Here is a 14,695-nt window from a genome sequence, read left to right on the forward strand (position 1 = left end):
CCATTCACGTTCTTTATGGTGATGAGGCTATTGCTGCATGTAGCCTTTTTTCTATGCATAGAGGATGCTGAGCCTATGAAGATTGCTGCTCTCCGCTGGGACCGACACTCCGATGACCGCATCGTGCACCGTCTCGTTCCGTTCCTGTCTGCCGATCAGCAGGAGCGGTACGCGAGGCTGAGCCAGCGTGCGGACCGTCATCGCATGGTTATCGCCGAAGTTCTCGTCCGGTGCCAGATTTGCCGTCTGACCGGGAGGAGGAACGACGAGATCGCATTCATCCGGAACCGGTACGGCAAGCCGTATTTGGCCCCAGACAATTCAATATATTTCAATCTAGCGCATTCGGGTTCCTGGATCGTGACGGCGATCGATCGCTGCGATGTCGGCATTGATATCGAGCGGATCGGGCCTATGAATCCTGAGGCGGCCCGCACCCTGTGCACGCCTCGGGAATACCGGATCGCTATCGGTCTGGCGGCGGATGCGCGCGCCCGCTTTCTTCACTGGCTGTGGACGGCCAAGCAGAGCTATCTCAAAGCCCGTGGAACCGGACGATACGGTCCGCTGGATGAATTGGAGATACTGCCGGACGGGGTTTACCCTTGGCGGCTTCCGTCCGTATGGCATGCGCGGGGATATGTCTTTACCCGGATCGAGAGTCTGGATGCCGGGTATTGTGTGATGGCATGCGGTGTCGATTCCAAGATTGCGCCCATAGAGCATTGGACATTGGAACAACTATTGGATCGGTTTCAACCCTATTGTTCGTCAATGATAAGGAGCTGAATCATTTTGTCTGCCATTCCATTTACAACCGAACAGCTTACGGGCTATGACGCCCATACCTTCGAGATTCCTTCTGCCATCGTGGATAGACTGGAACTGCTCACACGCACCCGTTCGGTCACATTGGAGGCTGCAGTGGGCGTAGCATGGAGCGGTCTGGTCGCACGGTACCATAACGCAGAGGAAGTGATTCTTCATGTGATGGCCAGCCAGAGCCGGGACGGAGTGCAAGTGCCGGTTCGCCCGGAGGGGACGCTGTGGAGCGCGGCCCAGGTGCTGTGCGGCCAGTTGAAGACCGGCGGGCAGGAACTGGGCGCCGGCGGCGGCATCACGACTTGCTGCTGGTGCCAGGATGCCGAGGTGCCTGGCAAGACGAGAGCCGATATTTCAGCCGGAGACCTGCATGGCCGGATCTTGGGTAGGGAAGAGGCTTTCCTTGCCCCTTATTTATTTACGATTTATTATCGGCCGGAGCGCTTCAGCCTGGATGGCGCCAAGCAGATGGGTCAGCAGTTCAACCAGATGCTGGGCGAAGCGGTGCAAGCTCCGGACAAGCCGATCGGAGAGTGGGATCTCCTGACGAAGGAGGAGATTCAGCGCTTCATCGAGCGGCACAACCGGACGCAGTATCCTTATCCGAAGCACCGGACTGTGCCGTCCTTGTTCGAGGAGCAGGCGGAACGCATACCTGACGAACCGGCCATCATTGAAGAGGGCCGTCAATTTACATATAAGGAATTGAACCTTGCCGCGAACCGGCTTGCCCATTATTTACGCAAGCATGGGGTGCAACGCGAGCAAGCGGTAGGGATACTCGCCGAGCGGACGGCAGAGATGGTCATCGGTATTCTCGCCATCATCAAGGCCGGCGGCGCGTACGTCCCAATCGATCCGGATCATCCGCAGGATCGGATTCAATATTTGCTGGAAGACAGCGGAGCGCGGTTGGTGCTGACGAGCGCCGAGCTGTCCGGGCGTTTGCCGGCGGATGCGGAGCAGGTGCCGTTGGAAGGGACGGCCTGGGCCGAACAGCCGGATCATAATCCGGAACCGGTCGGCGGCGCGAAGGATTTAATTTATATTATCTACACCTCGGGATCGACAGGCAGACCGAAGGGCGTCATGGTGACCCATCGCAACGTGGTCCGTCTTGTCAAAAATACGAATTTCGTTGATTTTCAGGCGGGAGATCGCATCCTGCAGACCGGATCGCTCGTGTTCGATGCGTCCACCTTTGAAATCTGGGGCTCGCTCCTGAATGGAGTTGGCCTCGTGCTGGTCGACAAGACGACAATATTGGATAGCCGCAAATTGGAGGAAGCGCTGCGCCGCTTTGGCATCACGACGATGTTCCTCACGACGGCACTGTTCCTGCAGCTCATTGACCGCAACCCGGCCATGTTCAAGCCGGTGCGCCAGTTGTTCGTCGGCGGCGAATTGATGTCCCCGAAGCATTTCTTCCGGGCGGCGCAGGAGTGCGCGCCGATTCGGCTGTCGAACATCTACGGCCCGACGGAGAATACGACCTTCTCGACCTGCTATGAGCTGAAGGAGGAGCGGGAGGGCCCGATTCCCATCGGCACGCCGCTCGGGAACTCGACGGTATATGTTGTCAATGCGCACGGTAAGCTGCAGCCGGCTGGAGCAATCGGGGAGTTGTGGGTCGGCGGAGACGGCGTCGCCCGCGGTTATTTGAACCGCGACGATCTGACGGAGAAAATGTTCATCGACAGCCCGTTCGTACCGGGGGAACGAATCTACAAGACCGGGGATCTGGTCCGCTTATGCGAAGACGGACAGTTGGAGTTCGTCGGGCGCAAGGACCATCAGGTCAAAATTCGCGGCTACCGCATGGAGCTGGGCGAGATTGAAGCCCGCATCCACAGTCATAGCCAGGTAAAAGAGACGCTTGTCACGGACTTCGAGGAAGCGCCGGGCCAGAAGGCGTTGTGCGCCTACGTCGTCGCGGAAGGCGGGCTGGATGCGGTGGGGCTGAGAGCCTATCTGGCGCAGCTGCTGCCGGAATATATGGTTCCCGGCTATTTCATGTTCCTGGAGCGGATGCCGCTGACGATCAACGGCAAAATTGACCGGGCCAAGCTGCCGCGTCCGGAGAAACAAGAGCGGGCGGCGGTCCATTACGCGGCCCCGACGAACGAGACGGAGCGCAAGCTGGCGGCCATCTGGGAGGAGCTGCTTGGCATCGAGCCGATCGGCATCGACGATCATTTCTTCGATCTGGGCGGACACTCGCTCAAGGTCGCTCAATTGCAGGCGCGAATCTATGAGACGTTCCAGGTGACGCTCTCCTTCAAGCTGCTGTTCGAGATGCCGCATATCCGCTCGCTCGCCTCGCTGATCGCCCAGCTGGAGCAGGGCGGCTTCGAAGCGATCGAGCCTGCGCCGGACAAGCCGCATTATCGCCTCACCCCGGCCCAGCAGCGGATGTACGCCTTGCAGCAGCGGACGGATATCGGCATGGCGTACCATGTGCCGCTTCTCTACCGCCTGCCGGGGGACTGGGATCCGGAGCGGCTGGAGCAGGCGCTGCGGAAGCTGGTGGAGCGCCATGAGGCGCTCCGTACGTCCTTCCATTGGGAGGAAGGCGAAGTCGTCCAGCGGGTCCATCCGGCAATCAGCTTCGCCATGGAGCGGCTGGAAGCCGATGGCCGTACGGCAGAGGAGGCGGCGGAATCGTTCCTGCGCCCGTTCCGCATGGAGGAGGCGCCGCTGCTGCGGGCGGCCTGGATCCGGCTCGCGGAAGGCGAAGCGGCGCTGCTGCTCGACGTTCATCATATCGTCTTCGACGGAACGTCGCTGAGCCTGCTGGCGCAGGAATTGGCCGCCTTGTATGGGGGCCAGGCGCTTCCGGCGCAGACGCTGCATTACAAGGATTACGCCGAATGGCAGGCGGCTCGGGAGATCCGGGAGCAGGAAGCGGGAGAGGCGTATTGGCTCCGGATGCTGGAAGGCGAGCTGCCGGTGCTGGAGCTGCCGACCGACTTCCCGCGGCCGCCGATGCAGACCTTCGCGGGGGGCATCGTCCGCGCGGCGCTGCCGGCCGCCGATGCCGCCGCGTTGAAGAAGCTGGCTTCGGAACGGGGGACAACGCTATATATGGCGCTGCTCGCCGTGTACAATCTGCTGTTGGCTGCATATGCGGACAAGGAGGATATTATCGTCGGCTGTGCCGTCGCGGCGCGCACGCATCCCGATCTGGAGCGGATGATGGGCATGTTCGTCAACACGCTGCCGATTCGCAGCTGCCCAGAAGGGGGCAAATCCTTCGCGGGCTATCTGGCCGAGCTCAAGGAGAGCTTGCTGGCGGCCTATGAATACCAGACCTATCCGCTGGACAAGCTGGTCGACCAGCTGTCCTACCCCCGGGACATGAGCCGCAACCCGTTGTTCGACACGGTCTTCGTCATGCAGAACATGGGCGATACGACGCTTGAGCTCGACGGCGCGGCCTGCGAGGCCATTCCTTATCATAACGGCACAGCGAAGTTCGACGTGACGCTGGAGGCCGTGGAGCGGGAAGATGCCGTCTTGCTGAACTTCGAGTACAATACGGCCCTCTTCCGCCGGGATACGATCGAGCGGCTGGCGGGGCACTTCCTGCAGCTCGTGCAGGAAGCGATACGGAAGCCGGAGGCGCTCATCGGCGAGTTAGACATGATTACGGAGCGGGAACGGGAGCAAATTGTCGCCGAGTTCAACGGGACCGAAGCAGCCTATCCGCGCGAAGCGACGATTCACGGCCTGTTCGAGGAGCAGGCGCGGCGCACGCCGGATCGCACGGCGGTCACCGATCCGCAGCGCTCGCTTACCTATGCCGAGCTGAATGCGGAAGCGAACCGGCTGGCCCATGAGCTGCGGCGCCGCGGCGTCCGCCGGGAGCAGGCGGTCGGCGTCTTGACCGAGCGAACGGCAGAAATGATCGTCGGCGTCCTGGCGATTATGAAGGCGGGCGGCGCATATGTGCCGATCGATCCGGATTATCCGGCAGATCGCGTCGATTACTTGCTGGAGGACAGCGGCGCGCAGCTCGTGCTTGCGAGCGGCTCGCTGGCGGGGCAGCTGCCGCCGCACATCGCCCGTGTCGGGTTCGAAGCGGCTGCAACCGCAGCCGGCTCAAGCGGCGAAGAAGAGATCGCGATCGATCAGGATCGCGTGAATGAGGCGGAGGATCTCGCCTATCTGATGTACACGTCGGGATCGACGGGCAAGCCGAAGGGGGTCATGGTGACCCACCGCAATGTCATCCGGCTCGTGCAGAATACGAACTTCGTCAACTTCCGGGAGGATGACTGTATTCTCCAGACGGGCTCGCTGGTGTTCGATGCTTCGACGTTCGAGATCTGGGGAGCGCTGCTGAACGGCCTGCGCCTCGTGCTCGTCGACAAGATGACGATTCTGGATGAGAGCGCCCTGGCACAAGCGATTGAACGCCACGGGGTAACGATGATGTGGTTGACCTCGCCGCTGTTCACCCAGCTGGCGGAGAAGAATCCGGAGCTGTTCCGGCCGGTGCGCACGCTGCTCGTCGGCGGCGACGTGTTGTCGCCGAAGCATATATACCGGGTGCGCGAAGCGAGCGATCCTATCACGATTATCAACGGGTACGGGCCGACGGAGAACACGACGTTCACGGCCTGCTATAAGATTGCCGGCGAGCGGCCCGGCTCGATCCCGATCGGGAAGCCGATTGCCAATTCGACGGCTTATGTCGTCAACGCGTTCGGCAAGCTGCAGCCGATCGGCATTCCAGGCGAGCTGTGGGCCGGCGGCGACGGCGTCGCCCGCGGTTATTTGAACCGGAGCGACTTGACCGCCGAGAAGTTCATCGACAGCCCGTTCCGGCCGGGGGAACGAATCTACAAGACCGGTGATCTGGTGCGTTGGCTGCCGGATGGCAATATCGAATTCCTCGGGCGCAAGGACCACCAGGTCAAAATACGCGGCTTCCGCATGGAACTGGGCGAGATTGAGGCCCAGATCCGCAGTCATCCGCAGGTGAAGGACGTGCTCGTGTCCGTCTGCGAGGAAGCGCCGGGGCAGAAGGCGCTCTGCGCCCATATCGTGGCGGAGGGCGATCTGACAGCGGCCGATGTCCGCGCCTATGTGCTGACCAGCCTGCCGGATTATATGGCGCCGGCCTACTATGCCTTCCTCGAGCGCATGCCGCTGACGACGAACGGCAAAATCGACCGTTCGAAGCTGCCGGAGCCGGAGAAGCTCGAAGGCGTGTCCGGCAGCATGGCGGCGCCGGAGAATGATATCGAGCAGAAGCTGGCCGATGCGTGGCAGGAGGTGCTCGGTCTGACGGCGGTCGGCGTCGAGGACAACTTCTTCGACATCGGCGGCCATTCCTTGAAGGCGATCACGCTGGTCGCCCGCCTGAAGCAGGAATTCATCGTCGATGTCGCCGACATCTTCGCATATCCGACGATTCGGCAGCTCGCTCGCCATATTGAATACCGGCCGAACCATCTGCAGGAGAAGCTGGCGCGCATACGCGAACGGTATGCCGCAGCCCCGGACGGGGAAGCGCCTGCCGTGGAAGAAGCTCGCCGCCGCTATCGCAGCGGCATCGAAGACCGGCTTCATCCGGAGGCGCAGCGCCGGACCGAGTACCGCCATGTGCTGCTGACGGGAGCGACCGGCTATCTGGGCGCCTATCTGCTGCACGAGATCATCTCGTGCACGGACAGCGAAGTCAGCGTCATCGTGCGAGGGCGGACGCCGGACGAGGCGCGCGGGCGCTTGGCGGACAAGCTGGCCTATTATTTTGGCTCAGACTGGTTCCTGATGCATGCCGGGCGTATCCATCTCGTGAACGGCGAGCTGTCGGCGGAACGGTTCGGCCTCGGGGCCGAGGAGTATGAACGGCTCGCTGGCGGGATCGACTGTATCGTTCACGCGGCGGCGAACGTGAAGCATTACGGCCGCTATGACGAATTCGTGCAGAGCAACGTGACGGCAACGGAACGGTTGGTCGAGTTGGCGCTGGAACGGACTCCGAAGGCGTTCCATCATGTGTCGACGATGTCGGTCGGCATGGGCTCCATCGAAGGCCGCGGCGAGGTGCTATTCACGGAAGATGACGGCGATCTCGGCCAGCAGCATCATAACGTCTATGTGAAGACCAAATTCGAAGCGGAACTTCGCATCCAGGAAGCCCGCGCCCGCGGCCTGCAGGCGAGCATCTATCGGGTCGGCAATATCGTATGCCATTCGGACACGGGCCATTTCCAGGAAAATATCGCGGACAACGCTTTTTACAATACAATCAAATCTTATCTTGGCCTGGGGGCCGTGCTGGCGTCGGAGCCGGATACCGATCTGTCCTTCGTCAATCAGGTGAGCGCGGCTATCGTTACGCTGTTCGACAAGCCGGCGCTGTACAACGGCACGTACCACGTGTACAACCCGCATCTGATCAGCTTGTCCGAGCTGTTGGCCGCCCACCCTGGCATTGCGGTGAAGCCGCTGACTGCCGGCCCGTTCTTCGATGAACTGTACGCCCGCTTCGAGCGGGAAGAGAACCGGGAGGCGGTCGAGAGCGTGCTGCTGCACAACGGCTGGATGGATGAGGCATCCGGCGGAACCGTCTTCGTGCATACGGCGGAACGGACGGCAGCGCTGCTCGCTCGCTTGGGCTTCGCATGGACGAAGCCGGCGGAGACGGAATTCCGGCGCCTGCTTGCGCACGCCGAGACGGTGGGCTTCCTGCCGCAAGCTGCAAGCCGGGAATAAGCGGTTCACCTGCTGGGCCTAGCTCGGTCTAATACGGCAAAGGCGGACGGATACAAACCGTACCTATTGATACGGACTGATACGGACTGATACGGACTGATGCTGTCGGATACAGACGAATACGGGGTGACTGCGGTTTGCCCCTGCTTCTACTTCGGTATGCTGCGGCCGGTCCGTGCCGCAGAGGCAAGGGTAGACCACGTCTGGGAGGGGATAAGAGAGAACAACATAGAGATTCACAGCAGGAATGCCGGCGCATTCAGGAATGGCATGAATTCTTACTATCAACGATGACTACATTTGGGGAGGACTAAAAACTATGTTTAACGTAAAATACGATGCAGCGAAAAACCGGATTTATGTCAAGCTCGAAGGCATGATGGGCATGGACGAGGCGAAGGAGTATGACAACGCCACCCGCCAGCATGTTGACAAAGCGAAAGAAGGATATACGTTCTGCATCGATATGGCGGACGCTCAGCCTGCTCCGGCCGAAGTGAATGAATATTTGGCGGGTCTGCGTGAATATATGGCCAAGAAGAAAATTGTCGGATCGGCCATGATCGTCAGCTCGGCGCTCACGAAGCTGCAGCTGTCCCGATTGATTAAGGAGCTCGGCGGCGACAACGGCGTATTCCAGAGCTACGAAGAAGCGGACAAATATCTCGACAGCTTCAAATAAGAGTGCGGACTGATTGCGAAAAAGACTTGCCCGCGATGCGGGGAGTCTTTTTCCACATAACGGCCTGTAACGAACGAAGAATGGAATGAATGGTGTTCAACGAATACAACCCGAAGGTGAGAAGACAATGAACGCTCAAATCACATCCGTGACCAAACGGCTGAAATTCATGGGCAACTGGTGGAATAAGTCGCTGTTGGCGCGAATCCTCGTTCCCATGACATTGTTGACTTTGCTTATCATCGTAGCCACAAGCATGGTCAATGTCAATTTTTTGAAAGAAACGATAACGGACCTGATGATTAAAGATACGGAGCAGGATGCGGCCCATGTCAGCACCTTGATCGAACGCGGCGGCAATATGACACCGGCAGAGTTGCTTGAGAGCATCGCTCTCAATAAACACAGCTACGCGCTCATTGTCGAGGATGGGGAGATCGCGGCGGTCGCAGGTGCCGCAGACAAGACGCAGCTGGCCGATTATCCGCAGCTGAAGGCGCTGCTGGAATCGCCACAGGCAGGTATGTTCCTGGATAATCAATTGGAGTATGGCGTATCCCGCCAGACCGGGAAGTATCGCGTCATCGTCGTGTCCAATCTGCTGGATTTCAGCGAAGGGATCGGATACTATCAGTTAACGCTGCTAGTGGTCGCGATCGCCTCTATCCTGGTGATTTGCGGAACGGTATGGCTGCTTGTAAAACGGTTCATGGTCAAGCCGATCCATGAAGTGGCCGAGACGCTGGACCGGATCGGAGGCGGCGATTTGACGCAGCGCCTCTCCATGGATGTGAACCGGCAGGATATATGGGGAATGGTCGCCCGCGGGGTGGAGAACATGACCTCAAATCTGCGGAATCTCGTCGAACAGGTCGTCACGACAAGCGACAAGGTCACCGTCACCTCGGGAGACTTCGTCCACAGCGCGCAGGAGACGAGCAAAGCCTCTGAGCAAGTGACTCTCTCCTTGCAGGACATCTCGCAGGGCGTGGACGAGGAAGCGCGCATGCTGCGCAATATCGGCGGCACGATGGAGGATATTACGATGGCCATCGGCGAAGTCGAGCAGGTCGTCAAGTCGATGACGAGCGATTTCACGAGCGCCAGCGAGCTGGTATCGAGCGGCAGCGTCATGGTCCGGGACACGGTGAGCCAAATGAACGAGCTGGCTGAAAACGTCGGCTCCAGCTCCGTCGTGATTAATGAACTGGAGCATCGTTCCGGCAAGGTCGGCGAGATTATCCAGATTATTACGGAGATTGCGGGACAGACGAATCTGCTTGCCCTGAACGCGGCGATTGAAGCGGCCCGGGCCGGCGAGCACGGTCTCGGCTTCGCAGTTGTCGCCAATGAAGTGCGCAAGCTGGCCGATCAATCGAATCAGGCTGCGCTGGAGATCCAGGAGATCATTTCTCTCGTCCAGGCCGATACGCTCCATGCCGTCGAGTCGATGAGCAAGAGCACGCAGCTGGTCGAGTCGGGAATGGAGAGCGTGAACCAGACCGGGCAAGTGTTCGAAGCGATCGTCAAGACGATCCGGGAAGTGTCAAGCAATGTTGAAATGGTCGATGCGATCGTGCAGGAGGTCAATCTGAACGCCAAAGAAATCTGGGATCGGGTTCAGGGGATTATCCAAATTTCCGAGGAATCGTCGGCCAATGTGCAATCGATCGCGGCTGCGACCGAGGAACAGAATGCGATTATGGAAGAATTGGCCCTCTCGTCTGAAGAGCTCAATCGCTTGTCGGGCAATCTGCGGGAAGCCTTGACGAAATTCACCGTGTAATGCAACAGGATAGCGTAGTATCGGCAGCGGCCGTGTTCTCTTCATGAGGGCACGGCCGCGTTGTATTCGGGGCCGGGGAGGCAGTCTTTAGCAAGCCGCAAGCAGATGCAAGAAGGAGCAGAAGGGGATGCTGGGGCAAAAATCAAGTGAACAATTCGTAAACAAATAGATTGAACCGTTATTGCAATTGTTTTATTATCTATATGTTGACATATTGGTCCTGAAAGGAGGCGAGCATGCCGATGAGAGACAGGGATGGATCCGTTCCGCCCGCCTTCAAGGACTGCGGATTCGATCATGATCTCTGACGGCGCCGGACTCGATAACGGTACGGGATGTGAGAGAGAAGATGAATGGAAAGTCATTGTTATTCGGTCATGTTCGGGCTCACTGGCTCTTTTATGTGACGGCGGTGCTGTTCATGGCGGCCGCCAACGTTATCAATGCATTCTACCCCACTCTGCTCGGCCAGTTCACGGACGAATTGCAGCAGAACGGGTTGACGCGGGCTGCGGTCATTCACTACAGCCTCTGGCTTGCGGCGATTGGCATTGGGTATGGTGTGCTGTTCGGCTTGGGACAGTACATGAATCACCGTCTTGGCCGATTGTTCGAGTTCACTACACGGCAGCGGCTGTTCGGGCAATTCACCCGGTTGAGCGAGCATTATTATTCCAAAAACGGGGTCGGCAAGCTGCTCAGTTACTTCATGAATGATGTGAGGGCCGTCCGGGAATCGATTGCCAACGGCGTCAACCAGATGACGAATGCCACGATTCTGCTCGTGTCCGTCCTCGTGATGATGATGCTGAGCCATATTCCGCTGCATCTGGTCTTCATCTGCGTCCTGCCGCTGCTCTCCATTCCGCTGTTCGTCGTCTACTTCGGCCCCCGTATTCGCATGCGCTCCCGCGCCGTGCAGGATGCGCTTGCCGGGATGACCGAATCGGCGGAAGAACAGTTCGGCGGCATCAAAGTAACGAAAACCTTTGCGGTGGAGCATATCGCCCAATCCCGCTTCGACGAGACGGTCGACCATATCCGCGACAATCAGCTTCGTCTCGTGCGGATGACGTCGCTGTTCCAGGCGCTCATCCCCTTCGCCGGCGCGCTGTCGCTGGCGTTAGCGATCACATACGGAGGGATGATGTCCATCCGCGGGGAGCTGTCGCTCGGGAGCTTCGTTACATTGACGCTTTACCTGCGCATGATCATGACGCCGCTGCAGCAGATTGGCAACGTGATCAATACGATCCTGCGCTCCCGCGCGTCGCTGGACCGGCTGAACCGTCTGATGGAAGAGGAGCCGGATATCCGGGAGGCGGAAGAGGCGGTTGCGCTGCGTCCGGGGGAGGCGGAGCTGGAACTGCGCCATCTGTCCTTTACTTATCCGGAAAGCGGTACCCCCTCGCTGGAGGATATCAGCATCCGCGTCGCTCCGGGCAAGACGCTCGGCATCGTCGGGAAGACGGGGAGCGGCAAGACGACGCTCGTGAAGCTGCTGCTGCGGGTATACGATCCGCCGGAGGGAAGCATCTTTATCGGCGGCTGCGATATCCGGCATCTGACGCTGGAGAGCCTGCGCACGCAGATTGCCTACGTGCCGCAGGATGGTTTTTTGTTCAGTACGACAATTCGCGACAATATCGCTTTTTATAACCGCGAGATCGATGACGGGCCAGTTCGGGAAGCGGCGAAGCTGGCGGACATTTACCGCAATATCGAAGACTTCCCCGACCAATTCGGCACGAAGCTGGGCGAACGCGGACTCACCTTGTCCGGCGGCCAGCGCCAGCGCACCAGTCTGGCCCGCGGGCTTATCAAGAACGCGCCGATCCTTATTCTGGACGACAGCGTCAGCGCCGTGGACGTCGTCACCGAATCCACCATCTTGGCGAATCTGCGCCGCGCCCGCAAGGGCTTGACGACGCTCATCATCGCTCACCGCATCAGCGCGGTGCGCCATGCGGACGAGATCATCGTTCTCGATGAGGGGCGGATTGTGGAGCGCGGCACGCATGCCGGGCTGCTCCGCCAAGGCGGATACTATGCTTCGCTCTATGCGATTCAAGAGGAGGGGATGCTCGATGCGTGAACGTGAAGCAGCAAGCACGAAGCCGGCTGCCGCGCAGGACATCTCGCGCGAGGATCGCATGCGCTCCTTCGCCGCGATGCTGGCCTACGCCAAGCCGTACCGGCTCACCTTCCTCGCGGTGTTCGTCTGCACATTCTTCGCCATCGGCGCGGATCTGCTGCAGCCCTATCTGGTCAAGGTGGCGATCGACGAGAATATGCTGACGGGTGCGCACGGGGCAGATACGCTGCTGCTGCTCGGGGGGTGCTACTTCCTGCTGGCGGCGGTCAGCCTGGTCTTCTCCTACGTGCAGGCGAATCTGCTCCAAAAAGTAGGGCAAAGCATCGTCGGCCAGCTTCGCAAAGATCTGTTCCGCCATATTTCGAAGCAGTCGATGTCCTTCTTCGACCGCCACCCGATCGGCAGTCTCGTGACGAATGTCTCCAGCGATACGGAGACAATCAATCAATTTTTCACGCAAGTGCTCTTGAGCTTGGTGCGCGACGGCTTGTCGCTTTTGCTGGTCGTCGCCTTCATGTTCTCTCTGGATGCGCAGCTTGCGCTGTACTGCCTGCTGCTGTTCCCGGTCATCTTCGCTATCGCGGCCGCTTTCCGTTCGCTGCTGCGTTCGGCGTACCAACGGGTGCGGGGAGAGCTGTCGCGGCTTATCGCTTTCCTGGCGGAGAACTTGGCGGGCATGAGCTTGATTCAAGCATTCCATCAGGAAAAGGATCAGACCGACCAGTTCACCCGCCGCAACCGCAGCTATTTGCGCGAAAATTTGCGTGAAGTGCGCACGAGCATTTTGTTCAACCGCTCGTTCGATATGCTGGGCAACCTGTCCGTTGCCTTCGTCGTCTGGCTGGGCGGCATGGCCGTGCTGGATACATCGCTGGAATTCGGGGTGTTATACGCCTTTATCAATTATATTCGCCAATTTTTCCAGCCCATCAACCAGATTACCCAGCAATGGAACACGCTGCAGTCGACGACGGTATCGATGGACCGCCTATGGCGCATTTTCCGCGTCGAGCCGCAGGTGACCGACCCGGAACCCGGGCAGACGGTCGCGGTGAAGCCGCAGGAGGTTCTCGGTCAGGTGGACTTCAACCATATCCGCTTCGCTTATGTCGACAAGCGCGATGTGCTGCATAATCTCGATCTGCATATCGCTCCCGGGGAATTCATCGGCATTGTCGGCACGACCGGCGCGGGCAAAAGCTCGCTCGTCAGCCTGCTGGCCCGGTTCTATGATGCCCGTCAGGGCAGCGTCGAGATCGACGGCGTCGATATTCGCCGGATGAAGCAGGAAACGCTGCACCGGATCGTCGGCCTGGTCCAGCAGGACCCGTATCTGTATTCCGGCACGATTGTAGACAATGTCCGCCTGTTCCAGGAGGAAGTGCCGCGGGATCGAGTGATCTGGGCCTGCCAGGCGGTCGGTTCGGACAGCATGATCAAGCGGCTCAAGCACGGCTATGACACGCGCCTCTCGGAGCGGGGCAGCGGGTTGTCCGCCGGCGAACGCCAGCTGATCTCCTTCGCCCGGATTCTCGTGTTCGAGCCGCGCATTCTCATTCTCGACGAGGCGACGGCCCATCTGGACTCGCATACCGAGCGCCTCATCCAGCAGGCCTTGAATGTCGTCTCGAAGGGCCGGACGACGATCGTCATCGCGCATCGCCTCTCCACGATTCAACATGCCGACCGCATCATCGTCATGAGCGGCGGCCGCGTCATCGAGGAGGGCGATCACGAGGCGCTGATGAAGCAGGGCGGCAGCTACGCCGAACTGGTGCGCCATTCCCGCACCGGCGCCGCGGAGCTGCAGGCGTCGATGTAGCGCGCCGGCTTCTCCGCCAGGGCGGGGAACGCACCGCATGAGGGGTGCGCCCCGGCCGGAAGGCGGCGCTAGCATGGAGGGTACGCCCCGGCGTGAATGCAGCGCTTAGCGTGGAGGGTGCGCCCTGGCCGGAAGGCAGCACTTAGCGTGGAGGTTTGGCCGTGAGGCAGTGTGCGAGGCTATGCCCCGCATGGAGGCCAATTCCCTCCGGAGCGGCCTCGCTCGTATCAGCGTCCCCCCTATTGTCCCCGCCTCCACCGAATCTGGTCGAAGTTGAATCGAAGCCTTTGCGAACCCGCATGGACGGCATCCATGCGGGTTTTTTTATATTCCGGGCGGACGGATCAATCAATTCCTGCATGGGTGCAGCATTTTACCCTTCAGAGGGGAGAATCGGGCAAAATTCCTGCAAAACAGCATCATTTCGCCCCCAAATCCCTTCCAACCCGGCCCAAACGGAGGAAATTGCTGCGGATTTGCAGGATTTCCTTTTTCCTGATTTGAGGTCAAGAAAAAAGCTGCAGAATTGCAGTTTTGGCCGAAGCGGGCGACGAGGAAGACAAGCTTCTCGCCTCCACAGATCGGCAAGAACAAGCCTATGCTTCCGCCAATCGGCAAGGACAAGCTTCCAACTCCCATCGGCGAGGAATGTTCACGTGATTGCTACATTTTATAGCTAGGTGGAGTCATGTCAGCCGTAAGCAACTCGGTTACACTGTGGGAACGTGATCTAGATCACATTTTCGTAACAGAAAGGTTGGG

7 protein-coding genes are annotated in these 14,695 nt (G+C 59.5%); 6 read left to right on the forward strand and 1 reads right to left on the reverse strand.

Annotation, left to right across the window (positions count from 1 at the left end):
* Nucleotides 1–75: 75 nt before the first annotated feature.
* The 6 genes from FLT43_RS22450 (at nucleotide 76) to FLT43_RS22475 (ending at nucleotide 13,933) form a co-directional block, all read left to right on the forward strand.
* A complete protein-coding gene (locus FLT43_RS22450; protein WP_164776592.1) occupies nucleotides 76–789 on the forward strand; it encodes a 4'-phosphopantetheinyl transferase family protein in 714 nt (237 codons plus the stop codon).
* Between the two features lie 6 nt (nucleotides 790–795).
* Nucleotides 796–7,548: a non-ribosomal peptide synthetase gene (locus FLT43_RS22455; protein ID WP_087440663.1), complete on the forward strand. Its 6,753-nt coding sequence runs from the start codon at nucleotides 796–798 to the stop codon at nucleotides 7,546–7,548.
* Between the two features lie 319 nt (nucleotides 7,549–7,867).
* The gene (locus tag FLT43_RS22460; RefSeq protein ID WP_087440664.1) at nucleotides 7,868–8,230 is read left to right on the forward strand and encodes a protein kinase; all 363 of its coding nucleotides are present in this window, start codon (nucleotides 7,868–7,870) and stop codon (nucleotides 8,228–8,230) included.
* A gap of 127 nt (nucleotides 8,231–8,357) precedes the next feature.
* On the forward strand, nucleotides 8,358–10,016 hold the full coding sequence (locus tag FLT43_RS22465) for a methyl-accepting chemotaxis protein (RefSeq protein ID WP_087440665.1): 1,659 nt from the start codon (nucleotides 8,358–8,360) through the stop codon (nucleotides 10,014–10,016).
* 349 nt (nucleotides 10,017–10,365) lie between these two features.
* The gene (locus FLT43_RS22470) at nucleotides 10,366–12,111 is read left to right on the forward strand and encodes an ABC transporter ATP-binding protein (protein ID WP_087440666.1); all 1,746 of its coding nucleotides are present in this window, start codon (nucleotides 10,366–10,368) and stop codon (nucleotides 12,109–12,111) included.
* Entirely contained in the window at nucleotides 12,104–13,933 is a 1,830-nt protein-coding gene (locus FLT43_RS22475) for an ABC transporter ATP-binding protein (RefSeq protein WP_087440667.1), read from the forward strand. Before FLT43_RS22470 ends, FLT43_RS22475 begins: the two co-directional genes overlap by 8 nt.
* 348 nt (nucleotides 13,934–14,281) lie before the next feature.
* Here FLT43_RS22475 and FLT43_RS22480 read toward each other — a convergent pair whose 3' ends face one another.
* Nucleotides 14,282–14,557, reverse strand: coding sequence for a hypothetical protein (locus tag FLT43_RS22480; protein WP_087440668.1), 276 nt, complete (start codon nucleotides 14,555–14,557; stop codon nucleotides 14,282–14,284).
* Nucleotides 14,558–14,695 lie beyond the last annotated feature (138 nt).

The organism is Paenibacillus thiaminolyticus (genome assembly GCF_007066085.1).
GTDB classification, from domain to species: Bacteria; Bacillota; Bacilli; order Paenibacillales; family Paenibacillaceae; genus Paenibacillus_B; species Paenibacillus_B thiaminolyticus.